Origin of the sequence: Polaromonas sp. SP1 (genome assembly GCF_003711205.1) — a bacterium.
GTDB lineage: Bacteria > Pseudomonadota > Gammaproteobacteria > Burkholderiales > Burkholderiaceae_C > Polaromonas.
The window spans coordinates 1496246-1518898 of record NZ_CP031013.1 but is presented as its reverse complement, the minus strand read 5'-3'; the positions used below and the strand labels follow the sequence as shown (position 1 = coordinate 1518898).

At 65.4% G+C, this 22653-nt stretch carries 23 protein-coding genes; 13 read left to right on the top strand and 10 right to left on the bottom strand.

All coding sequences use genetic code 11. The features are described 5' to 3' along the window. Positions 1–101 precede the first annotated feature (101 nt). Positions 102–1274, top strand: coding sequence for an FAD-binding oxidoreductase (locus tag DT070_RS07265; protein ID WP_122954784.1), 1173 nt, complete (start codon positions 102–104; stop codon positions 1272–1274). 96 nt (positions 1275–1370) lie between these two features. Here DT070_RS07265 and DT070_RS07260 read toward each other — a convergent pair whose 3' ends face one another. After that, the gene (locus tag DT070_RS07260) at positions 1371–2369 is read right to left on the bottom strand and encodes an SLAC1 anion channel family protein (RefSeq protein ID WP_122954783.1); all 999 of its coding nucleotides are present in this window, start codon (positions 2367–2369) and stop codon (positions 1371–1373) included. A 116-nt stretch (positions 2370–2485) separates the two neighbouring features. Here DT070_RS07260 and DT070_RS07255 point away from each other — a divergent pair, with 116 nt between their 5' ends. Beyond that, positions 2486–3478: a GlxA family transcriptional regulator gene (locus tag DT070_RS07255; protein ID WP_122954782.1), complete on the top strand. Its 993-nt coding sequence runs from the start codon at positions 2486–2488 to the stop codon at positions 3476–3478. Positions 3479–3545: 67 nt separating this feature from the next. Here the strand turns inward: DT070_RS07255 and DT070_RS07250 are convergent, their stop codons facing one another. Further along, positions 3546–4556: an aldo/keto reductase gene (locus DT070_RS07250; RefSeq protein ID WP_122954781.1), complete on the bottom strand. Its 1011-nt coding sequence runs from the start codon at positions 4554–4556 to the stop codon at positions 3546–3548. 278 nt (positions 4557–4834) lie between these two features. Here DT070_RS07250 and DT070_RS07245 point away from each other — a divergent pair, with 278 nt between their 5' ends. Then, positions 4835–5764 carry a LysR family transcriptional regulator gene (locus DT070_RS07245; protein WP_122954780.1) on the top strand — a complete coding sequence of 310 codons (930 nt, stop codon included), beginning with the start codon at positions 4835–4837 and terminating at the stop codon, positions 5762–5764. A 107-nt stretch (positions 5765–5871) separates the two neighbouring features. Here the strand turns inward: DT070_RS07245 and DT070_RS07240 are convergent, their stop codons facing one another. From DT070_RS07240 to DT070_RS07230, 3 genes are all read right to left on the bottom strand, one after another. Beyond that, positions 5872–6849: a S1C family serine protease gene (locus DT070_RS07240; protein ID WP_122954779.1), complete on the bottom strand. Its 978-nt coding sequence runs from the start codon at positions 6847–6849 to the stop codon at positions 5872–5874. 76 nt (positions 6850–6925) lie between these two features. Beyond that, positions 6926–7417: a peroxiredoxin gene (locus DT070_RS07235; RefSeq protein WP_122954778.1), complete on the bottom strand. Its 492-nt coding sequence runs from the start codon at positions 7415–7417 to the stop codon at positions 6926–6928. A 73-nt stretch (positions 7418–7490) separates the two neighbouring features. Further along, a complete protein-coding gene (locus tag DT070_RS07230; RefSeq protein ID WP_122954777.1) occupies positions 7491–8045 on the bottom strand; it encodes a carboxymuconolactone decarboxylase family protein in 555 nt (184 codons plus the stop codon). A gap of 169 nt (positions 8046–8214) precedes the next feature. On the opposite strand from DT070_RS07230, the gene DT070_RS07225 reads away from it, so the two are divergent. Beyond that, positions 8215–9078 (top strand): AraC family transcriptional regulator, encoded by an 864-nt coding sequence (locus tag DT070_RS07225; protein ID WP_122954776.1) that lies wholly within the window; start codon positions 8215–8217, stop codon positions 9076–9078. A 264-nt stretch (positions 9079–9342) separates the two neighbouring features. Continuing rightward, the gene (locus DT070_RS07220) at positions 9343–10380 is read left to right on the top strand and encodes a zinc-dependent alcohol dehydrogenase family protein (RefSeq protein ID WP_122954775.1); all 1038 of its coding nucleotides are present in this window, start codon (positions 9343–9345) and stop codon (positions 10378–10380) included. 9 nt (positions 10381–10389) lie between these two features. On the opposite strand, the gene DT070_RS07215 is transcribed toward DT070_RS07220, so the two are convergent. After that, positions 10390–12855, bottom strand: coding sequence for a glucose/quinate/shikimate family membrane-bound PQQ-dependent dehydrogenase (locus DT070_RS07215; RefSeq protein WP_122954774.1), 2466 nt, complete (start codon positions 12853–12855; stop codon positions 10390–10392). A gap of 313 nt (positions 12856–13168) precedes the next feature. Between DT070_RS07215 and DT070_RS07210 the strand changes: the two genes are divergently transcribed. Then, complete coding sequence (locus DT070_RS07210; RefSeq protein ID WP_122954773.1) at positions 13169–14155, top strand: alpha/beta fold hydrolase; 987 nt, start codon at positions 13169–13171, stop codon at positions 14153–14155. Positions 14156–14255: 100 nt separating this feature from the next. Here the strand turns inward: DT070_RS07210 and DT070_RS07205 are convergent, their stop codons facing one another. Continuing rightward, positions 14256–15227 carry a LysR family transcriptional regulator gene (locus DT070_RS07205; RefSeq protein WP_122954772.1) on the bottom strand — a complete coding sequence of 324 codons (972 nt, stop codon included), beginning with the start codon at positions 15225–15227 and terminating at the stop codon, positions 14256–14258. A 132-nt stretch (positions 15228–15359) separates the two neighbouring features. Here DT070_RS07205 and DT070_RS07200 point away from each other — a divergent pair, with 132 nt between their 5' ends. After that, positions 15360–16235, top strand: coding sequence for an oxidoreductase (locus DT070_RS07200; protein ID WP_122954771.1), 876 nt, complete (start codon positions 15360–15362; stop codon positions 16233–16235). A gap of 65 nt (positions 16236–16300) precedes the next feature. On the opposite strand, the gene DT070_RS07195 is transcribed toward DT070_RS07200, so the two are convergent. After that, positions 16301–17509 carry an MFS transporter gene (locus tag DT070_RS07195; protein WP_122954770.1) on the bottom strand — a complete coding sequence of 403 codons (1209 nt, stop codon included), beginning with the start codon at positions 17507–17509 and terminating at the stop codon, positions 16301–16303. A 115-nt stretch (positions 17510–17624) separates the two neighbouring features. On the opposite strand from DT070_RS07195, the gene DT070_RS07190 reads away from it, so the two are divergent. After that, positions 17625–18569 (top strand): LysR family transcriptional regulator, encoded by a 945-nt coding sequence (locus tag DT070_RS07190; RefSeq protein WP_122954769.1) that lies wholly within the window; start codon positions 17625–17627, stop codon positions 18567–18569. 103 nt (positions 18570–18672) lie between these two features. Here the strand turns inward: DT070_RS07190 and DT070_RS07185 are convergent, their stop codons facing one another. Next, positions 18673–19341: a TetR/AcrR family transcriptional regulator gene (locus DT070_RS07185; protein ID WP_122954768.1), complete on the bottom strand. Its 669-nt coding sequence runs from the start codon at positions 19339–19341 to the stop codon at positions 18673–18675. A gap of 168 nt (positions 19342–19509) precedes the next feature. Between DT070_RS07185 and DT070_RS07180 the strand changes: the two genes are divergently transcribed. The 5 genes from DT070_RS07180 to DT070_RS07160 all read left to right on the top strand — a co-directional run bounded on the left by DT070_RS07180 (position 19510) and on the right by DT070_RS07160 (position 21937). Beyond that, positions 19510–19983: a VOC family protein gene (locus DT070_RS07180; protein ID WP_122954767.1), complete on the top strand. Its 474-nt coding sequence runs from the start codon at positions 19510–19512 to the stop codon at positions 19981–19983. Positions 19984–19986: 3 nt separating this feature from the next. Beyond that, the gene (locus DT070_RS07175) at positions 19987–20424 is read left to right on the top strand and encodes a nuclear transport factor 2 family protein (protein ID WP_122954766.1); all 438 of its coding nucleotides are present in this window, start codon (positions 19987–19989) and stop codon (positions 20422–20424) included. Positions 20425–20491: 67 nt separating this feature from the next. Further along, the gene (locus DT070_RS07170) at positions 20492–20926 is read left to right on the top strand and encodes a VOC family protein (RefSeq protein ID WP_122954765.1); all 435 of its coding nucleotides are present in this window, start codon (positions 20492–20494) and stop codon (positions 20924–20926) included. A gap of 10 nt (positions 20927–20936) precedes the next feature. Continuing rightward, positions 20937–21284, top strand: coding sequence for a YciI family protein (locus tag DT070_RS07165; protein WP_122954764.1), 348 nt, complete (start codon positions 20937–20939; stop codon positions 21282–21284). 23 nt (positions 21285–21307) lie between these two features. Beyond that, the gene (locus tag DT070_RS07160) at positions 21308–21937 is read left to right on the top strand and encodes a glutathione S-transferase family protein (RefSeq protein WP_122954763.1); all 630 of its coding nucleotides are present in this window, start codon (positions 21308–21310) and stop codon (positions 21935–21937) included. A 68-nt stretch (positions 21938–22005) separates the two neighbouring features. Here DT070_RS07160 and DT070_RS21725 read toward each other — a convergent pair whose 3' ends face one another. Beyond that, complete coding sequence (locus DT070_RS21725) at positions 22006–22344, bottom strand: collagen-like protein (protein WP_122954762.1); 339 nt, start codon at positions 22342–22344, stop codon at positions 22006–22008. Between the last annotated feature and the right edge of the window lie 309 nt (positions 22345–22653).

Sequence of the window (22653 nt, the reverse complement as noted above, 5' to 3'; positions counted from 1 at the left end):
GGTTACGGCGCGCTCTTCATGGGCTGCCCATCGGCAGTTCCCTATTTTCTGGCACGATCATAGGAGATGAAAGCCGGTACAACCAACGCGCGAGGTGATGAATGAGCGGAGCGAAGCAACAAGTCGTCATCGTCGGCGGCGGCGTGATCGGCAGTGCGATTGCGTACTTTCTGGCGAATCACCCGCGCTTTGACGGCAGCATCAGCGTCATCGAACGCGACCCGACCTACACGCAGGCTTCTTCAGCACTCTCGGCCAGCTCGATACGCCAGCAGTTTTCACAGCCGGTGAACATCGCGGTCTCGCAGTTCGGTATTGCGTTTTTGCGCGACATCCACCAGCACCTGGCGGTGGACGGCGATGTGCCCGACATTGGCTTGACGGAGCGCGGCTATTTGTACCTGGCGACCGAAGCGGGCGCTGCCACCTTGCAAGAGAACCATGCCACGCAACGCGCGCAGGGTGTTGATGTGGCTTTGCTCAACCCGGCTGAGTTGCGGCAGCGCTTTCCCTGGCTGCAGGTGGACGACCTTGCGCTGGGCTCGCTGGGCCTTAACGGTGAAGGCTGGTTTGACGGCTATGGTTTGCTGATGGCCTTCAAACAGAAGGCGCGCAGCCTGGGTGTGCAGTATGTGAAGGCGGAGGCCACCGGTTTTGCGCACAGCGCGGGACGTGTGTCTGCGGTCACGTTGCAAAGCGGTGGGCAGTTGCCTTGCGACTGGGCGGTGAATGCCGCAGGCGCATGGGCGCGACCCCTGCTGGCGGGCACGGGCCTTGATTTGCCGGTGTATGGCCGCAAACGCTGTGTGTATGCCTTTGCCAGCCCCGCGAAAACGCCAGCCTGCCCATTGGTGATTGACCCGGCCGGTTTGTGGTTTCGGCCGGAGGGCGACATCTGGATTTGCGGCCTGCCGCCTGAGCAGGACGACAACGACGCGCCGCTGGAGGTGGACTATGAACTTTTTGACAAGGCCTGGCTGACGCTGGCGCACCGGGTGCCGGGCTTTGAGGCGGTGCGCCTGCAGCGCGCCTGGGCCGGGTACTACGAATACAACACGCATGACCACAACGCGCTGCTGGGGCCGCACCCTCTACTCACCAACCTGCTGCTGGCCAATGGCTTTAGCGGCCATGGGCTGCAGCAGTCACCGGCCGTGGGGCGTGGGCTTGCCGAGTGGATCGCCGAGGGTGGCTATACGAGCCTTGACTTGTCGCCGCTGGCGGCGCAGCGGCTGGTGGAGGGCACGGCCTTGCTTGAGAAGAATGTGATTTAGGGCCACGGTGCTATTGATTTAATAGCTATATGCCTATGCAGGTATTGGGCTGCGGCCGTTTTTAATCATAAAACACGCAGGGCCGGCGGAAAACACTCAAACGGCAAACAACTTGCCGCTGAACACCCAGTGCAGCGTGCGCACGGTCAGCACCGCCAGCGCCATCGTCAACACGGCCAGCAGCAAAGCGGCCAGGCCGTGCAGCACCGCGCCGCCCTGCGCCTCGGCATACACGATGGCGGCGTTGGCCAGTGCGGCCATCGGGAAGCTGATGGCCCACCAGCCTGGTGAGAAAGGCACGTCGCGGCGAAACACCTTGGGCGACACCACCACAAAGACAAAGAGCGCGAAATAAAACAACGCACCGGCAAAGCGGTCGACCTGGCCAAACACATGGACCCAGGCGAGAAAGCCCACGGCAAAGGGCGCCATCAAAATCATCAGCGAAGGCCGCATGCGCAGGGGCAGCGGCTCGCCGTGGGCCAGGCGGTGGACGATGAGCGTCCACAGCACCAACGCCACCATGGTGCCCACGGCCATGGCGAGCAAGTTGATTTCACCGGCCCAGGCCATGGGCATGTGGCCGCCGGTGACGCCGATGTCGAGCACGCCGACGCCGGGGATGATCCACACAGGCAGCATGTGGGCGGCGTCCAGCTTGCCCTTGAGCAGGCGGCTGCCGACCAGCAGCGCGAGCGCCAGCGTCACCACCACGCCGACCGTCCACAAGCCTTGCGCGAACGCGTGGCCGTAAGGCATGAGCACCGACGACAGCAGCAGCAATGAAATGGCCAGTTGGCCGAAGAAGTTGCCCGTCACGGGGTCGGTGAATTCCTGGCGCACGGCGTCGGGGTGGAGCGCGAGTTTGGCGAGGTAAGCGGCTGAGTGCGCGATGAACACGGCCAGCGCGAAGAAGCCCATGGCCTCGCCGATGACGGCGGGCGCGCCAAATGCGGGCGCGGCCAGGCGCCAGGCCAGCGCCATGCCGGCCAGGCCCATGACGGCGCCGTAGAGGTTGACGGGCAATTGGCGGATGGAATAAGCGCCGGCGCCGGAAAGGGGAGCGGCAGCGATGGAGGCTGTGGTGGTGCTCATAAAAGCCTTTAGGGGGATCGGGGGGTGGTTGGCTGAATTTGTCGTGTACGTTATTTTCGGCTAATCTGGCGAAACCCCATCCCGCAAATCCGTCCAATCCCGCCAAAGAGGCGCCCATGTCTGCCAACACCGCCAACACCAACCGCACCATCTCCATCCTCGCCTTCCCCCGCGTCCAGATGCTGGACGTGATGGGGCCGGCCGACATCTTTGCCGAGGCCGCGCACCAGCTGGGCAACCCGCGCGCCTACCGGGTGCAACTGATAGGCACGGGGCCCGGCGAGATCAGGGGCAGCAACGGCATGCGCATCTCGGTCGACACCACGATCCAGACGCAGCGCGGCCCCATCGACACCTTGCTGGTGGCCGGCAGCCCGCGCGTGGAAGAAGTGGCCAGCCAGGCCGAGATCAGCGCCTGGCTGCAGCGGCAGGCGCGCCTGGTGCGGCGGCTGGGCTCGGTGTGCACGGGTGCGTTTTTGCTGGCCGGCGCGGGCCTGCTGGACGGCAAGCGCGTGACGACGCACTGGAACTCGACCGAGCGGCTGGCCGCGCGCTTTCCGACGCTGCAGGTCGAGCCCGATTCGATTTACGTGAAGGACGGCAGCACCTACACCTCGGCCGGCGTCACGGCGGGCATGGACCTGGCGCTGCACCTGGTGGAGGAGGACCACGGGCGCGACATCGCGCTCAAGGTGGCGCGCGAGATGGTGATGTTCTTGAAGCGGCCAGGCGGGCAGTCGCAGTTCAGCGCGCACCTGGCGGCGCAGACGGCCGACAAATCGGTGGTGCGCGAGATCCAGGACTATGTGCTGGCGCACCTGGGCGCCGACCTTTCGGTGCCGGCGCTGTGCCAGCGTGCCGCGATGAGCGAGCGCAACTTCGCGCGCGTGTTTCGCGCGGCGACAGGCATGACACCCGCAGGTTTTGTCGAAGCGGCCCGCATCGACGAAGCGCGGCGGCAGGTGGAGGCCTCCGACGTGCCGCTCAAAAAGCTGGCCGACTCGCTGGGCTACGGCAATGTGGACGGCTTGCGGCGTGCCTTTACGCGGCGGCTGGGCGTGAGCCCCCATGATTACCGCAAGCGGTTTGCGGAGCAGCGTTTGGGCTGAGCACGTATGCGAAGGCCGCCGGCCCTCACCCTAACCCTCTCCCAGAGGGAGAGGGAATAGTCTCGTTTTACTTCTCGCTGTCCAAATGGCTCATGTGCTCGGCGGCATAACGCGTGCCGGCGATGGCATCGGCCGGCAACGCGGCTTCAATGCGCTGCAGGTCTGCGCTGCCGAGTTGCAGCTTGAGCGCGCCCAGCGATTCGTCCAGCTGCTTGAGCGTGCGCGAGCCGACCAGCGCCACCATGTCCACACCCAGCGCCTTGCCGCGCGCCAGCACCCAGGCAATGGCGACTTGGGATGCCGTGGCGCCCAGGCCGGCGGCCAGCTGGTGCAGCACGTCGACGAGCTGCTGGTTCTTCACGGCGTTGTCGCCGGTAAAGCGCGGCAGGTGGGCGCGAAAGTCGCCAGGCCCCGTGGGTTTGGAGCCCGACAGCAGCCCGCGCGACAGCACGCCATAGGCCGTGACGCCGATGCCGAGTTGCTTGAGCACGGGAAAGATCTCTGCCTCAGGCCCGCGGCTGATGAGCGAGTACTCGATCTGCAGGTCGGTGATGGGGTGCACCGCGTGCGCCTTGCGGATGGTGTCGACGCCGACTTCACTCAGGCCGATGTGGCGCACAAAACCGGCTTTCACCATGTCGGCCATGGCGCCTATCGTGTCTTCAATCGGCACGTTCGGGTCGAGGCGCGCGATGCGGTAGATGTCGATGTGGTCGGTGCCCAGGCGCTGCAGGGTGTAGGCCAGGAAGTTTTTGACGGCAGCGGGCCGGCCGTCCATGCCGATCCAGCCGGCGGACGGGTCGCGCAGCGCGCCGAACTTGACGGAGATGAGCGCTTGGTCGCGCCGGCCTTTGAGTGCGCGGCCAATCAGCATCTCGTTGTGGCCCATGCCGTAGAAGTCGCCGGTGTCGATGAGGTTGATGCCGGCGTCCAGCGCGGCGTGGATGGTGGCGATGCTCGCGGCTTCGTCATTGGCGCCGTACATGCCGGACATGCCCATGGCGCCCAGGCCGATGGCCGAGACGGATTGCGGGCCATTAAAGCCCAGGCGGGTGGAGGAAAGCGTGGTGGTGGTCATTGGGGAGCCTTTTGGTGAATTTGGGGTCAGTGCTTGGGTAAGCGGGTAGAAGGACTGTATTGGCGTTGATTAAAAGAATAAACTGCCGTATTTCAAAATAACTGTTACTGATTTATAAAACAGTACGGTCATCCAGGACGGACACCCACCCCGTTCGGGCTGAGCTTGTCGAAGCCTTGTCGCTTGCAACCAAACCCTTCGACCCCTTCGACGGGCTCAGGACAGGCAGCTCAGGGCGAACGGCCAGAAACAGTCAAAAAGTAAAAGGCAACAAAACCATGAGCGTTGACCGCTACAGAGCGATGGAAGTGTTTAACCAGGTGGTGGAGCTGGGCAGCTTTACTGCGGCCGCCACGGCGCTGCACCTGCCCAAAGCCCGGGTGACCACGCTGGTGCAGGAGCTGGAGGCGCACCTGGGCGTGCGCCTGCTCAACCGCACCACGCGCCGGCTGAGCCTGACGGACGACGGCGCGCTGTACCACCAGCGGGCGCTGGCCATGGTGCAGGACATGGGCGAACTGGAAGGAACGCTGCGCCGGGCGGTGGCCACGCCGGCCGGGCGGCTGCGCGTGGATGTGCCGGCCGCCGTGGGCCGGCATGTCATCTCACCGGTGCTGCCGGAGTTTTTCAAACGCTACCCCGACATGGTGCTGGAGCTGGGCAGCACCGACAGGCCGGTGGACCTGGTGGCCGAAGGCGTGGACTGCGTGATACGCGGCGGCCTGGTGCACGACGAGACGCTGGTGGCGCGGCCGCTGGGCCGGCTGAAGGTGGTGACCTGCGCGGCGCCTTCTTATCTAGAGAAACACGGCACGCCCCAGACGCTGGAAGACCTGGAGCAGCACCGCTTTGTGAACTTTCACTCCGCCAAAACGGGCCGGGTGTTCCCGTTCGAGTTCTCCAAAGACGGCCAGACGCATCACATCAACCGCCCGCACTGGGTGAGCTGCAACGACGCCGACAGCCACATGGGCGCGGTGCTGGCAGGCCTGGGCCTGGCGCAGCCGCCGCTCACGCGGCGCACCTGTGCATTGCTGGCCAGCGGGCAACTGGTGCGCGTGCTGCCTGACTGGCAGCCCGAAGACCTGGCCATGGTGGTGATGTACCCGCGCAACCGCCACCTGACGGCCAAGGTGCGGGCCTTTGCCGACTGGGTGGCGGAGGTGTTCAAGGCGGAGTTTGCGGCGGGGGCGGCGTTTTATCCTTGAACTGCGCTTCGGCTGGTTGCTATCTTTTCAGGAGCACACAGCCAAGGCAATGATTGGGCTGGAGGCCGATTTGGCTTGAAGTTTTTGTGTGAAGCAAAGGCACAAACTCAGCGCGCCGGCTGCTGCTTGCCCCACACCACCGTGCCGTTGACGGCATAAACCGCGCAGGTGATTTTCTTTTGGGCGCAGCTGGCTACTTGCTCGTTCAGCCCGGCCAGGCTGGTGACGGCGCCGAATTGGCCGTCGCTGGTGATCATGAAAGCGCGCGGCTGCGACTGCAGCAAAAACTGTTTGTAGGCCAGGCGCAGCGCGGCCGGGTCGCTGCCGCCGCCCAGCACGGGCAAGGCGGCTTCGTTGTCCAGCTCGGCATGGCCGGAGGGTGTGGGCTCGCCGTTGGCGCCCATCACCACGCCCAGGTTTTTCAGGCGCTCGCGCCACTGCACGAGTTCGGCGTCTATGCGTTTGGGCAGCTCCATCACCAGCTGCGCGGGGTAGGCAAAGCCCAGGTTTTCACCGCCGGGCGAGATGTTGATGGTCACGCCCATCAGGCGCGCCTCGGCATCAAACAAACCGCCGCCGCTGGAGCCGGATGAAATGGACGCGGACGTCTGGATGGTGGGCAGCGTACTGGTGTTGTTGGCGCGCAGCGAGGACACCAGGCCTTCGGACAGCGTGAGCTCCAGCCCGTGCGGGCTGCCGATCGCGTAGGCCTTGGCGCCTGTGCGCACGGTGTCTATGGGTGCGATGGTGACGGTGGCCAGCGCCACGCCGGGCTCGGTCTGCAGCACGCACAGGTCGTGCTCGGGCACCGGGTCGCGCGTGATGCGGATGACTTTGACTTCGCGCTGCTGCTGCGTCAGCTTGATGGTGATGGCCTTGCTCACCACATGGCAGGCGGTGACCAGCAGGCTGGGCGTGATGGCGACGGCGCTGCCGATGGCGACCTGGTTGTTGCCGACGTCGGCCTTCACCGTCCATACGGCGGGCGCTGCGCGTTTGAAGATCTCTTCGGGCTCCAGCGCAAATGCAGTGGTGGTGGCGGCGGCCGTGGCGGCAAGGGTAATCAGCAGGCGGGCAATCTTCATAAGGCAGTTTAGGGCGATGCACCCGCTGCCGGCTGTAGGCAGGCGCGCCGACAAGGGCGCCCTGCGCAGGCCGACTTCAGGCCGGCTCCGTCAGCAACTGGCCCATCGCCGCGCCCAGCGCCAGGTCGTTCAGGTGGCCGAAGTGGCTCAGTCGCAGCCGGCCCTGCTTGTCGATCAGCACCATGCTGGGCGTGCCGCGCAACGCGTAGGCGGCCATGGTTTGCGGAATGGGGCCATCGGCGCCGGGCATGTCGGCGCCTATGGGAAAGCGCAGGCGCTGCTCATGCGCGAACACCTGCAGCGCCTCGTGGGTCATCACGCGGTGGTGCTCAAACACGGTGTGGATGCCGATGACGGCGACAGACGATTCGGCAAACGCCTGGCGCACCGCGGTGGCTTGCGGCAGGCCGTGGCTGACGCAAGCCGGGCACAGCATCTGGAAGGCGTGCATGAGAACCACCTTGCCGCGCAAGGATTCGAGCGTGATGGGCGACGGCGTGTTGAGCCAGTGGGCGATGTGCCAGTCAGGTGCGAAGGGATGCACGGCGGGAGGCGTGTGGGTGGGCATAAAAAGCTTTCAGCGCGGCCTGCCGGGATCTTGTTGCAGGCCGCGCATATCGGTTTAAGAACAGAGCGGTGCGTCAGGCGGCAGCGCGGCTCAGCTTCACAGGCGCGAAATCCACCGGCACCGCAAACGCCACATTGACGTAGTTGGTGAAGAGGTTGAGCGCCACATGCGCGAGGATCTCCACGACCTGCTCGTCGTTAAAGCCGGCCTGGCGAAGGGCCTGCACATCGGCTTCGGACACGTTGCCGCGGTCGTTCACCAGCTTGAGCGCAAACGCGAGTGCGGCGGCGGTGGCCGGGTCGGCCGACTCGCCGCGCTGCGCGGCGGCCATGCCTTCGGCGCTGACGCCGGCCTTGCGGCCGAGCGCGGTGTGCGCGGCCAGGCAGTATTCGCAGGCATTGCGGTCGGCCACGGCGACGGCGATCTGCTCGCCGAGCTTGGGCGTGATGACGCCGCCGCCCAGCGCGCCGAAGGAGCCCCACATGCTTTTGAGCGCAGCGGGCGAGTTGGCGACGGCCTTGAACATATTGGGCGTGGCGCCGAAGGCCTGGTTGACCTGGTCGAGCAGGGCCTTGCGGTCGGCGGAGGTGGAAGCGGCGGTACGGTCGATCAAGGGAACGCGTGACATGGTGAAGTCCTTGGAAGTTGAAGAGTCGCGGTTGAGGAAGAGGTCATTTCGCGCAGCGGGGCTTGTAGGGCCCTTGCTGCACAGGGGGAAGTTTCTCGCGATAATCTGGACGTATTGGATCAATTGGTCCAGCAAATCATCCTTTTCATCCAGAAACCTCCAAGACACCATGACCGCCACCCCCGAAGGAATTGACCGGCTTTCCGCCCTGATGGACCGCTTTCGTGTGCGGGCCCACATGTTTCACAACGGGCCGCTGTGCGGCGTCACGCGCTTCACGCCCGAAGCCGGGCTGGGCTTTTTGCATGTGATGCGGCGCGGGACCATGGTGGTGACGCACCGCGCCGGCGCGGGCGCGCCCAAGCGTGTGGAGGTGACGGAGCCCAGCCTGGTGTTTTACCCGCGGCCTTTGGCGCATGACTTTCACAACGCGCCGGTCGAAGGCGCCGACTTCACCTGCGCGACGCTGGCCTTTGACGGCGGCGCCAGCCACCCGCTGGCGCGTGCGCTGCCTGCCCTGGTGGTGCTGCCGCTGTCACGCGTGCAGGGGCTGGAGCACACCCTGGCCCTGCTGTTTGCCGAGACCGGGCAGGTGCGCTGCGGGCAACGGCTGCTGGCTGACCGACTGTTTGAGGTTCTGCTGCTGCAACTGCTGCGCTGGCTGCTGGACCATTCTGAAGAAGGCGGCACACCCGAAGGCCTGCTGGCCGGGCTGGGCGAGCCGCGCCTGGCGCGCGCGCTGGCGGCGGTGCATGAAGCCCCCGGCGATGCCTGGAGCCTGGAGCGCATGGCGCAAGCAGCCGGCATGTCGCGCAGCGCGTTTGCGGTGCTGTTCAAACAAAAGGTCGGGCAAACGCCGGCGGACTACCTGGCGACCTGGCGGCTGGCGATTGCACAAAGCGAGCTGCGCGGCGGCCAGTCGCTCAAGGCGATTGCCGCGCAGCTGGGCTATGCCAATGCCTCGGCGCTGTCGCGCCTGTTTGCGCAGAAGACGGGTGTGTCGCCGCGTGATTGGGTCAAGGCTGCGGCGTAGTGCGGGGTGGGTGCTGGATGTTATTGCTACTAAAACAATAGCGACAACTCCATACACCGTCAGGGCTAGAGGCCTATTTTTCTTAAATTCGCATGTCGCAGCCGGGCGCTGGCGGGCTTGGTCCAAACGGGCCCTTCTGCCCGCTTGCGTGTGTCACCGCACAGACCTGGCCGCCGAATGCGCGCCTGCTGGGGGCAAGGGCATGTGCCATCGCGGACTTCTGCGAAAGGGGCGCATGCCCTCACCCCTTTGCAGGAGAGTTCAATGAAAGCACTTGTCTATGGCGGCCCCGGCCGCAAGACCCTTGAAGAACGCCCCAAGCCGGAGATCCAGGCGCCGGGCGATGCGATCGTGAAGATCGTGAAAACCACGATCTGCGGCACCGACCTGCATATCCTCAAAGGCGATGTGGCGACCTGCGCGCCGGGCCGCATCCTGGGGCACGAAGGCGTGGGCGTGATTGATTCGGTGGGCGCCGGCGTGACGGCTTTCAAGCCCGGCGACCGGGTGCTGATCTCGTGCATTTCGTCCTGCGGCAAATGCGAGTACTGCCGCATGCGCATGTATTCGCACTGCGAAACGGGCGGGTGGATCCTGGGCAACGAAATTGACGGCACGCAGGCCGAGTACGTGCGCACGCCGCATGCCGACACCAGCCTGTACCCGATCCCGCCGGATTCGGATGAAGAAGCGCTGGTGATGCTGAGCGACATCCTGCCCACGGGCTTTGAGTGCGGCGTGCTCAACGGCAAGGTGGCGCCGGGCTCTTCGGTGGCCATCGTGGGCTCGGGCCCCATCGGGCTGGCGGCTTTGCTGACGGCGCAGTTTTATACGCCGGCCCGCATCATCATGGTGGACGTGGACGACAGCCGCCTGGCCGTGGCCAAACGCTTTGGCGCCAGCGACACGGTGAACAGCAAGAAGGGCGATGCGGCCGCGCGGATCATGGCGCTGACAGACGGCCGCGGCGTGGACACCGCGATTGAGGCGGTCGGGATTCCCGCCACCTTCGAGCTGTGTGAAGACATCGTGGCCGCGGGCGGCACGATTGCCAATGTGGGCGTGCACGGCACCAAGGTCAACCTGCACCTGGAAAAGCTCTGGTCGCACAACGTGACGATCACCACGGGGCTGGTGGACACGATGTCCATCCCCATGCTGCTCAAGACCGTGCGGTCCAAACGCTTCGATGCCGCGCGGCTGATCACGCACCGCTTCAAGCTGGGCAACATCCTCAAGGCTTATGACACCTTCAGCCGCGCCGCCGATACGAAAGCGCTGAAGGTGATCATCGAGGCGTGAGCTGATCCGCTAGGGCGCGGGGCGCGGCGCACCGGCCAGCGGCAATGCGTAGGCGCGCACATAGTCGCCGGCACGCGTGCCCAGCGAGCCATGCCCGCCCGCCACCACCAGCACAAACTGCCGGCCGTCAGGGACGCTGTAGCTCATGGGCGTGGCTTGCCCGCCGGCAGGCAGGCGAGCCTTCCAGATCTCATTGCCGTTGTTGACGTCGTAGGCGCGCAGGTAGTCGTCCAGCGTGCCCGAGAGAAAGGCCACGCCGCCGGCCGTGGTGAGCGGCCCGCCCAGGCTGGGCACGCCCATCTTGAAGGGCAGGGGCACGGGCGCGAGGTCGCGCACGGTGCCGTTTTTGTGCTGCCAGGCGACGGCGCCGGTGGTCAGGTCAGCCCCGGCCACATAGCCCCAGGGCGGCGCCTGGCAAGGGATGCCGAGCGGCGAGACAAAGGGACGCAGCTTGACGGCAAACGGCGCGCCGAAGTTTTCGTTGAGTGCGGGCAGGCTGCCTGCGGGCAACTTCTTGCCTTGCACCATCAGCGCCGTGTCGTCGGGGCGCGGCACCAGCTGCGAGACAAAGGCCAGGTAGGTCGGTGTGGTGAAGGCCATCTGCCGCACCGGGTCGACCGCCACGCCGCCCCAGTTGAAGACGCCGAAGTTGCCGGGGTACACAAGCGTGCCCTGGGTGGACGGGGGCGTGAAGCGGCCCTCATAACGCAGGCGTTGAAAGGCAATGCGGCAATACAGCTGGTCGAACATGGTGGCGCCCCACATGTCGCGGCCTGTCAGCGGCGGCGGGTCGAAGGAGAGTGCCGACTTCGGCTGCGTAGGCGCGCTGCGGTCGCCCTTGGCGGCGCCCTGCGGTGCGGGCATTTCGGAGACCGGCAGCAGCGGCACGCCAGTGCGGCGGTCGAGCACAAAAATCTCGCCCTGCTTGGTGGGCTGCACCAGCGCGGGCACTTTTTCACCCTTGATGGTGAGGTCCAGCAGGCTGGGCTGGGCCGGCACGTCGTAGTCCCAAAGGTCGTGGTGCACGGTCTGGAAACTCCAGCGGACCTTGCCGGTGGCCAGGTCGAGCGCGACGACCGACGACGAATAGGTTTCGACCGCCGGGCTGCGATTGCCGCCCCACTGGTCGGGCGGCTGGTTGCCCAGCGGCACATAGACCATGCCCAGCGTTTCATCGACGCTGGAGATGGACCAGCTGTTGGGCGAGTTGGGCGTGTAGACCTGGCCGGGTGCAAGCGGCGCGCTGCTGTTGGGCTGGCCCGAATCCCAGGCCCAGGCCAGCGCACCGGTGTTGATGTCATACGCGCGGATCACGCCGGACTGCTCTTTGGTGGAGACGTTGTCGAGCACCGTGCCGCCCACGATGATGAGCCTGGCGGTCACCACCACCGGTGAGGTGGCGTAGTAGGCGCCGGGCTTGACGTTGGGCATGCCGGCCCAGAGGTCGATCTGGCCTTTGCCATCGCCAAACGACGTGCAGGTTTTTCCGGTGTCGGGGTTGAGCGCGATCACGCGGCCGTCGGAGGTGGGCATAAAGAGCTTGGCGGTGCAGCCATCCGCCGTGGCGGGTACGGGCATGGTGGCCGGCGGCTGGTAAGACAGGCCGCGGCACGTGAGGTGCTGCAGCGCGAGCTGGCCCTGGATCCCGGGGTTAAAGCGCCAGACCTCCGTGCCGGTGGCGGCGTCGAGTGCGATCACCGACTGGTGCGGTGTGCAAAAGAAAAGGCGGTTGCCGACCTTGAGCGGCGTGGCTTCAAACGTCGTTTCTTCCGGGTCGCCGGGCTGGCCGCGCATGTCGCCGGTGCGGTACTGCCAGACCATCTCCAGGCTCTTGACGTTGCCGGGCGTGATCTGCGCCAGCGGTGAATAGCGCTGGCCATGGCCGGTGCGGCCATACGCGTGCCATTCACCGGGCGGCACACCGTCGGCCGGCGCTGCCGTGCTGGTGCCCATAGGCGCCAGCGGTTGCAGGCCGATCAGGCGGTTGTCGTCATGAAACCAGGTGACAACCGACACCACCAGAAAGACGCCCAGCGCACTGCCCAGCGCCCAGCGGCCGCCGCGCACACCGAGCAAGCCTTCGTGGCCGATGGCGTTGATGGGCCAGGTGCGGGCGACCCAGGGCGTCATCAGGAAAAGGCCGATCAAAAACACCACGCCGCCGCGCGCCGCCAGCGGCCACCAGTCAAGCCCCGCCTCCCACAGCGCCCAGGCCAGCGTGCCGGCAACCAGCAGTGCAAAAATCCACAACCCGGACGGGCTGCGGCGCGCCAGCATGACACCCGACAGCGCAAAGCCCAGGCCCGCGAGCAGGTAGTAGGAAGAACCTCCCAGCACCACGAGCCAGAACCCGGCCAGCAACAAGGGCAGGCCGAGCACCAGCAGGAAGACGCCCGCGGCCCAGGCGGCGCGGCGCTTGAGAGGATCAACCGGGTTGGGAGCGGGCGGGATGGGGGGAGCGGTGTTAGGCGGCATTTTTGTTGTGTTCTGTGGGCAATGCGGTTCAGCCATGGGCCCGCATTGAAGGCTGAAAAAAGCGCAGCGGCTGAGCAGCCAATCTAGTCCGCGCCCGCCGCCGCCGGCGTCAGCCTGCAACTGAGCTGGCTGTAGGCACACAGGCCCGGGCGAGACGAGGGCAAGCGGCGCTTGCGCGCGGCTGCAGGGTGCGGTGGGAAACCCCGATCATTCATAAAAACTGAATGAATAAACCAGCCGGATGGTATTCCTGAAAGAGAAGCTGAAACCTACATTGGAGGCTCTTCATTCACTTCACCCCAAGGACATCACCATGAACACTGCTTCTTCCACCCTTCCCGTTACCCTCCCCGCCACGCGCCGCCACCTGCTGGCCAGCGCCGCCACTTTGGGCGCCGCAGCCGCCGGCCTGCTGGCCGCCGCCTCACCCGCCGTGGCCGCCGCGCCGGTTGGCAACGAAAGGCGCGTGCCCGGCTTCACGGCGCGCAATGCCAGCGTGAACGGCACCACCATCCACTACCGCGTGGGCGGCAAGGGCCCGGCGGTGGTGCTGCTGCACGGCTATGCCGAAACCAGCAACATGTGGAACCCGCTGATGCCGCTGCTGGCCAAAACGCACACCGTCATCGTGCCGGACCTGCGCGGCGCCGGCGGATCGGCCAAGCCCGAAGGCGGCTACGACAAGAAGAACATGGCCGTCGATATCCATGAGCTCGTGAAGTCGCTGGGCATCAACAACGTCGCCATCGTGGGCCACGACATCGGCCTGATGGTGGCCTACGCCTACGCTGCGCAGTTCCCCACTGAAACCAGCCGCGTGGTGCTGATGGACGCCTTCCTGCCCGGCATCGGCAACTGGACCAACGTGTGGCTGCTGCGCGACCTCTGGCACTTTCATTTCCACGGCACCACGCCGCTGGCCCTCGTCAAGGGCCGTGAACGCACCTACTTTGAACACTTCTGGAACGACTTTGCGGCCGATGCCAAACACTCGGTGCCCGAAGCCGACCGGCGCATTTACGCCGCGGCTTATGCCCAGGAGGGCGGCATGCGCGCGGGCTTTGAGTACTTCAAGAACTTTGAAAAAGACGCGGCCGATTTCGCCGCGCTGGGCAACACGAAACTGGCCATGCCCATGCTGGTGCTGTCAGGGGAAAAAGCCGGCGGCACCTTCCTGATCGATCAGGGCCGGCTGGTGGCCAACGATGTCAAGGGCGTGATCATCAAGGGATCGGGCCACTGGCTGATGGAAGAAGCGCCTGAGCAAGTCATCCCCGAACTGTTGCAATTTTTGGGTTGACGCTTTTTGGGTTGACGCTCTTGCTATGAATTCAGGAGCTGTTGACCTCTATGGTTATTGGGCTGGAGGCCGATTTTATGCATCAATTTCATGCATCACCTCAGGCCCGGCGCCGCGTGCGCCGGGCTTTGGCCTGCAGAGGCGCCAGCTCATGCGGCTGCAGGAAAAACTGCGGGTTGCCCACCAGCCGCTCTACCGCCAGGTCAATGAAAGCCCGCGAGCGCGCCGGCTGCGCGTTGCGGCTGCCGTAGTACACATGCAGGCCCAGGTGCTCAGTGACATGCTGCGTGAGCAGCGGCACCAGCTTGCCGGCGCGCACCAGCGGCGCCGCGGTGATGCCGATGAGCTGGCCCACCGCCTGGCCGGCTACCACGGCACGGGCCTCCACATCGACATCGTTCGCCAGAAAGGCGGCTGCGACGTTGTGGCCCACGACTTCTTCGCCCACCCTGAATTCCCAGGGCATGGCCTTGCCGGTGCCCGCGTGCCGAAAGCCGCTGCAGCGGTGGCTGGCGAGGTCAGCGATGGTTTGCGGCGCGCCGTGCTGCGCGATGTAGGCCGGCGAGGCGCAGACGACGAGCTGCAGCGGCATGATGCGCCGCGAGATGACGCCGCCCTCGGGCGGCGAGCCGGCGCGAAAGCCGACGTCGACGCGGTCTTCCACCCAGTTGCCGATGCGGTCGTCCATATGGATGTCGGGGTCGACCTGCGGATAGCGGCGGCAATATTCTTCGAGCACCGGCCACAACACCTCGAGCATGATGGAACGCGGGGCCGCGATGCGCAGCGGCCCGGCGATGTCTTCGCGGCCCCGGCGTGCGCCGTGCAGGGCGCGCTGCAGCGTGGCCAGCCCGGGTTGCGCGGCCTGCAGGAATTGCTCGCCCTCTTCGGTCAGGCTCAGGCTGCGGGTGGTGCGGTGAAAGAGGCGCACGCCCAGGTGCTGCTCAAGCTGCACCAGCGCCTGGCTGGCGGCCTGGGGCGTGATGGCCTGCGCCGCGGCGGCCTGGCGCAGGCTGCCGAGCTCGGCGGCCTTGACGAAGGTGGAAACGGCGCGCAGTTCATTGAAAGCCATGGCAGATTCCTTGTGAGGTCAGCCCCATTGTCACGATTTACTTGATTATGAACCCAGCGATTGCCATCTATTCAGCATGCAATCGAAAACCTACATTGCCCTCCTCAGCAACATTTTTTAAAGGGCAAGACCATGAATGCAGTCACAGCGAAAGCTGATTTCAAACGTGTATGGATGATCACCGGCGCGGCGCGCGGCATTGGCGCCCGCATCGCCGAAGCGGCACTGGTGCACGGCGATGCGGTGGTGGCGACGTCGCGCGACGCGGCCTCGGTGCAGAAAAGATTTCCGGCCAGCGCAGCGCTGCTGGCATTGCCGCTGGACGTGACCGACGAGGCGCAGGCCGCCACCGCCGTGCAGGCCGCACTGGCGCGCTTTGGCCGCATCGACGTGCTGGTCAACAACGCGGGCTATGGCTTGCTGGGCGCGGTGGAAGAAGCGACGGCGGATGAAGTGCGCCGCTTGTATGAGACGAATGTGTTTGGCCTGCTCAATGTGACACGCGCCGTGCTGCCGGCGATGCGCGCGCGCCGCAGCGGCCACGTCATCAACATCTCGTCGCTGGGCGGCTACCAGTCGGGGCCGGGCTTTGGCGTGTATTGCTCGACGAAGTTCGCGGTGGAGGGTTTGACCGAAGCGCTGCATGGCGAGCTTGCGCCGCTGGGCATCCATGTGACGACGGTGGAGCCGGGTTACTTTCGCACCGACTTCCTGGACGGCAATTCGCTGTCGGTGTCGCCGCGCATCCTGCACGACTACGCCGCCAGCGCCGGCCAGGTGCGCGCTGCCGCCGTACAGATCAACCACAACCAGCCGGGCGACCCGCTGCGCCTGGCGCAGGCGATGCTGAAGTTGGTGGAGGCAGGCACGCCGCCGCTGCGCCTGGCGCTGGGCACCGACACGCTGAAGGTGATTGAAGACAAGCATGCGTTTGTCGAGGCCGAGGTGAAGGCCTGGCGGGCGCTGTCGGCTTCGACGGATTTTCCGAAAGAAGCGCTGGCGGCCTGAGCTGCAGTGCTCGCATGAAAAAGGCCTCTTCGCGAGGCCTTTTTGTCTGAACGCTTGTGCCGGTTTCACGCGGCGCAGGGCGCCAGTTTCTTCACCGGCCACAGCCGCACCACCAGCGCGGCCGCACCCGACACCGCCGCCATGACACACACACCTTGCCAGCCGGCGTGGGCCAGCACCACGCTGCCCAGCCAGGCGCCGCTGGCCATGCCGGTGAACATGCCGATAAACAGCACGGCATTGAGGCGGCTGCGCGCGGCGGGCTCGATGCTGTAGATGATGGTCTGGTGTGCGATCAGGGTGGCTTGTGCGCCCAGGTCAAACACCACCGCGCCCAGTGCGATGAGCCACAACTGGTTGGGGCCAAACGCCATGGCAATAAACGCGGCGGCCACCAGCGCAGCGCCCAGGCGCGTGACGACTTCGGGGCCGCGGCTGTCGGCAATGCGGCCTGCGAGTGGCGCGGCCAGCGCACCGGCGGCGCCGGCCAGCCCAAAAGCGCCGGCCGCGCTGCTGCCCAGGTTAAAGGGCTCGGCGTGCAACATGATGGCCAGTGTGGACCAGAAGGCGCTGAAGCCGATGCTGATGAGGCCCTGCGCGATGGCGGCGCGGCGCAGTGCGCCGTGGCGCTTCCACAGCGTGGCGAGTGAACCGAGCAGCGCGAGGTAGGGCAGCTGCGTCGTCGCTGCAAAGCGCGGCAGGCGCCGCCACACGGCCACACCCAGCAGCGCGATGCTGACGGCAGCCATCACAAACATGCTGCGCCAGCCGAACTGGTCGGCCACCACACCGGCCACAACGCGCGAGAGCAGGATGCCGAGCAGCAGCCCGGTCATCACGGTGCCGACGGTTTTGCCGCGCTGCGATTCAGGGGCGAGCGTGGCGGCGGCCGGCACGATGTCTTGTGCCAGCGTGGCCGACAAGCCGATCGCCAGGCTGGCGAATGCGAGCACGGCCACCGAGGTCGCGCTGGCGGCCAGCAGCAAAGCCAGCACCAGGGCGGCGGCCTTGCCGAGGATGATGCGGCGCCGGTCATAACGGTCGCCCAGCGGCGCAAGCAGGCCGATGCCGAGCGCGTAGCCGAGCGTGGTCAGCGTGGGCACCAGGCCGATGGCGGCCGGCGTGGCATTGAACTCGCCGGCCAGCAGGGCCAGCATGGGCTGGCTGTAATAGAGCGCCGCCACGGCCAGGCCGGCGCCGGTGGCAAGCAAAAGAATCAGGGAAAAGGGCAGGCCGGGACCGGTTCGGTCATGCGTATTGGCGTTTGAATTCATGGGGAAAATCCTGTTTCGAGACTGGACGCCAGTATGCGGGCCGGGTTTTGCCCTGTGAAGGCGGCTATTGGGCACAATGGTCATACGCGTTACGCATACAAGAAAGCAGCCCACCATGAAACCTGCCCCCGACCGGATCGAGCTGATGCAGACCTTTGTGCGCATCGTGGAGGCGGGCAGTTTGTCGGCCGCCGCGGCGCAGATGAACGCCACGCAGCCGACGGTGAGCCGGCGCCTGCAGTCACTGGAGCGCTCGCTCGGCCTGAAGCTGCTGCAGCGCTCCACCCACGCGATGAAGCTGACGGAAGACGGCGAACGCTGTTTTGCCCGCGCCAAGGAGTTGCTGGGCAACTGGGACGCTTTTGAAGCCGACCTGCGCGGCCCGAAAGATGTGCCCGAAGGCACGTTGCGGGTGGTGGTGCCGCATGCGCTGGGCCAGCAGCGGCTGGTGGGGCCGCTGATTGACTACCTGCGAAAGCACGAACGCGTGACGGTGGAGTGGCTGCTGCACGACGGCACGCCGGACTTCATCGCCCAGGGCATTGATTGCGCGGTGCATGTGGGCGCGGTGGAAGACCCGTCGCTGGTGGCGGTGAAGATCGCCGAGGTGCGGCGCATCGTGGTGGCCGCGCCGTCGCTGCTGCAGGGCAAGCCGCTGCCGCTGCACCCGTCTGAGCTGCAGGCGTTGCCCTGGCTGGCGCTGCAGACTTTTTACCGCAGCGAGGTGACGCTGATCCATCACGGCAGCAAGGGCGGTGACCGCGGCGAAGAGCAGCGCTTTCCGATCCAGCCGCGGCTGGGCACCGACAGCCTGTTTGCACTGCGCAATGCCACCTTGCTGGGCCTGGGCGCGAGCATCGCCTCAACCTGGCTGGTGGCCGATGATGTGGCCGACGGCCGGCTGCTGCACCTGGCGCCCGAGTGGTGTGCCTCACCCTTGCCGGTCTACCTGGTGTACCCGTATTCGAATTTTTACCCGGCCAAGTTGCGCCGCTTTATCGAAGCGCTGCGCGAGGGGCTGCCGACGGGCATGGGCTTGCCGCAGGGGCCGGGTGAGTAGTTTGCTGTTTGATTGCTATCAAATCAGGAGCTGGTAACCCGCGCAGTGCTTGGGCTGGAGGCCTTTCTGGCTTGAATTTTTTTGATTGAGGCCGGGTAGCCGCCTACTTCCCGCTCAAGCCTTTTTCCACCATGTCCAGCAGGAGCTGGCCGATCTGCTGCATCTGCGGGCCTATGAGCGGGCCCAGCGGGCCGTCAATCACCAGCATGGCCAGGCCGTGCACCGCCGACCAGGCAAGGAACTCGGCGCCGGGGCGGCGCTCGGGCGGCAGCACGCCGGCAGCCACCATTTTGTCGAGGGCGGCGCCCAGCAATTCAAACGGGTCGAGGCCGCTTTGCCCTTTGCGGTCGGTGCCGGCAGGCTTGCCTTCGGCTCTTTCTTTCAGATCGTCTGACGGGCCAAACGCCGTGCGGAACAACCCGCTTTCGGCCTGCGCAAACCGCAGGTAGCCGGCGCCCACCGCGCGCACGCTGGCGCGGGCAAATTCGGCCGGCGGCAGATCCGGCGGGATCGCGGCCAGCTCGGCCTCCATGGCGCGGGCCACAGCCGCCAGCGCGGCGGAGCGCACTGAATACAGCAAGGCCTGGCGGCTTTCGAAATGGCGGTAGGCGGCGTTAGGCGCCACACCGGCGCGGCGGGTGGCTTCACGCAGCACCACGGCCTCGGGCCCGCCGGCGCGCGCCAGCTCCACACCGGCCTCCAGCAGGGCGCGCCGCAGGTCCCCGTGGCGGTAGGTGCTGCGGGCTGGCGGGGGCTGGGGAACGCTGGACATGAGCTGTTACGTATTTATGTGGACAGTGTTCATTATCTTTGCTATTCTTTTGTGGACGGTGTACACAATACTGCTGATCGGATCACCGCACAAGCTTCAAAACGCTGTTTGAAGCCCTTTTTACCTCTCAGCCTGTCCACATCACCCATCAATTCCAGGAGCCGGACCATGCAGAAAATCACCCCTTTCCTCTGGTTTAACGACCAGGCCGAAGAAGCCATGAACTTTTACGTCTCTATCTTCAAGAACTCGAAGATCACCACGCTCAGGCGCTACGGCAAGGAAGGCCCGGGGCCGGAGGGCTCGGTCATGACCGGCACCTTTGTGCTGGAAGGCCAGGAGTTCATGGCGCTCAACGGCGGCCCGCACTTTCACTTCACGCCCGCCATCTCGCTCTTTGTGGACTGCAAGACGCAGGCTGAGGTCGACGATCTCTGGGACAAGCTTTCAGCCGGCGGCGCGCCCAACCAGTGCGGCTGGGTGCAGGACAAGTTCGGCCTGTCGTGGCAGATCATCCCCAGTGCGCTTGGAGAATTGCTAGGCGACAAGAACCCGGCCAAGTCAGGTGCGGTGATGAAGGCCATGCTGGGCATGCACAAGATCAACATCAAGGGCCTGCAAGAGGCTTACGACAGGGCTTAAAGCATGGCAAGCGCCATCGCCACCCTCGTGCACCGCTACTTCTCGGCTTACGAAACCAGGGACCGGCAAGTCCTTGAGGGCCTGCTGGACGAGCACTTCACCTTCAGCAGCCCGCTGGACGACCGCATCGGCCGCGCGGCTTACTTCGCGCGCTGCTGGCCCAACAGCCGAACGCTGCGCCGCTTCACGGTCGAGAAACTTTTTGAGCAGGGTGATGAAGCCTTCGTACGGTACGAAGCCGAAAGCACCACCGGCAAAAAATTCCGCAACACCGAATGGTTCCGTTTTGAGGGCGGCAAGCTCATGGAAGTACAGGTGTACTTCGGCCGCGACAGCCGGCCGCCCCTGCCTGCCGATGTTGCCTCACGCGCCGGTTCTGCCTTGATCACGAACGCGCGCCCCGCAGAGTGGCGCGCCACGGCCGCGCTCTTCCCACGTTGAATCCCGCGCTGAACCATTGACCTCATACATACCAACCAACCACCCACCCAACGAAAAGGAAATCGCCATGATTGTTCAGTCCTATCTCTTTTTTAACGGCCGCTGCGAAGAGGCCCTCGAGTTCTACCGCAAGGCGCTGGGCGCGCAGGTCACGATGATGATGCGCTTCAAGGAAAACCCCGAACCCATGACCGACGGTTGCGGCCCCGGCGGCGGCCCGGCGCCGGACCCCAACAGCGTCATGCACGCCAGCTTCAAGATCGGCGAGACTGAAGTGATGGCCTCCGACGGCATGGGCGGCGGCAAGGCCGAGTTCAAGGGCTTTTCGCTGTCGATCAGCGCGCCCAGCGACGCCGAAGCCAAACGCCTCTTCAATGCCCTGGCCGATGGCGGCAAGATTGAAATGCCGATGGACAAGACCTTCTTCGCGTCGTCCTTCGGCATGGTCGCCGACCGCTTCGGCGTGTCGTGGATGGTGATCAACCCGCTGCCGATGCCTTGACGCGATCACCATGCAATACCTGCTGATCATCTGCCACGACGCGAGCTTCGCACCCACGCCGGCGCTCGTCGGCGAAATCGGCGCCTGGGTGAAGGCCATGGAGGCCCGCGGCATCCTGAAGCACGGCAACCCGCTGCGCCCGCCCGCCGACGCCATGACAGTGCGCGTGCGGGAAGGCAAGCGGCTTGTCAGCCCCGGGCCGTTTTCTCAGAGCCGCGAAAAGATGGCCGCTTACGGGCTGATCGAATGCGCCAGCCCCCAGGAAGCGATTGACGTTGCGGCCAGCCACCCCATGGCCCGCGAGGCAACGATCGAAGTGCGGCCGGTGTGGGCTGAGCTGCCGCGCATGGCGGCATGACGATTCAAAAAGAAAGGCAAGACATGAAGCTTTATTACTCCGACACGCTGAACCCGCGCAAAGTCTGCGCCCTGGCGTTGCACCTGAAGTCGCCGGTGGAATTCATTCCCGTCGAGCTGGGCACCGGTGAGCACCGTACCCCGGCCTTCCGCGCGATGAACCCGAATGCCAAGGTGCCCGTGCTGGTCGACGGTGACCTGGTGCTGTGGGAGTCCAACGCCATCATGTGCCACCTGGCCGAAAAAGCCGGATCGGACTTGTGGCCGCAAGATGCGCGCCGCATCGACGTGATGCGCTGGCTGATGTGGGACGCGACCGAGTTTGCGCCGTTGGCCAGCGTGTTTTATTTCGAGCACATCATCAAGCCGCGTTTCGGCATCGGCCAGCCCGACACCGCGGAAACCGACAAGGCGACACCGGGCTTCGAGCGTTTTGCCAAGGTGCTGGATGCGCACCTGTCGGGGCGCCGCTACCTGGTGGGCGACGCGCTGAGCATCGCGGATTTTGCGGTGGCGATCACCTTGCCCTATGCCGGACAGACCGGGATGCCGCTGGGCAACTTCCCCGAGATTCGCCGCTGGCACGAGGGGCTGAACAAGCTGCCCGCCTGGCGTGAGCCGTTTCCCGCCTCGCGGACTGCGCAAGCGGCGTGAGCTGCGGCCGAAATGAAAAAAGCCGGCGAACGCAGGGCGCTCGCCGGCTTGTGCCTGAAGCTCAGGGCTTAGGGTTTGGCGGGAACAATCACGACCGTGTCACCGGTCTGGCCGGTTTTTCCGGTATTGCCCGTGGCGCCCGTCGCACCTGTAGCGCCGGTAGCGCCTTCATAACCCGTAGAGCCGGTCGCGCCGGTGGCACCCGTTGCGCCGGTGGGGCCGGGAATGCCGACGCCTGCACCTGTGGCGCCCTTGGCGCCTTCGGTGCCGGTAGCGCCAGTGGCGCCGGCCGGACCCGCAGGGCCTGGAACGGTGACAACAGCCGCAGGCGGTGCGACAACGGTTTTTTCACAGGCGGCAAGGCCGAGCGTGCCGACAAGTGCGGCCAAAAGTATTGCGTATTTCATAGGGATCCTCTTGAAGAAATTCGCACAACGAGGTGCGTCAACAGTTCGTTCCTGCTAGGGCTTGTGAACAGGCCCTGACCATGAACTGTTTTTTAGGATCGTGTGCATGAAACCGATACCAGCCACAACGCTTTTGCCGGAGTCAAAACATCTGTAGCCATAACGGCTGCCAAATGCCTGACTGCTTGAAAGAATGATTGCTGATGCAGACAACAGGATGAGTGCCCAAGTTAGCTGGCGGCCCGCTTGCAGGGTGTAGGACGGCCCCACGCCGGCCTGTCCCGAATCGGCACCAGTGCGCCTTCACAA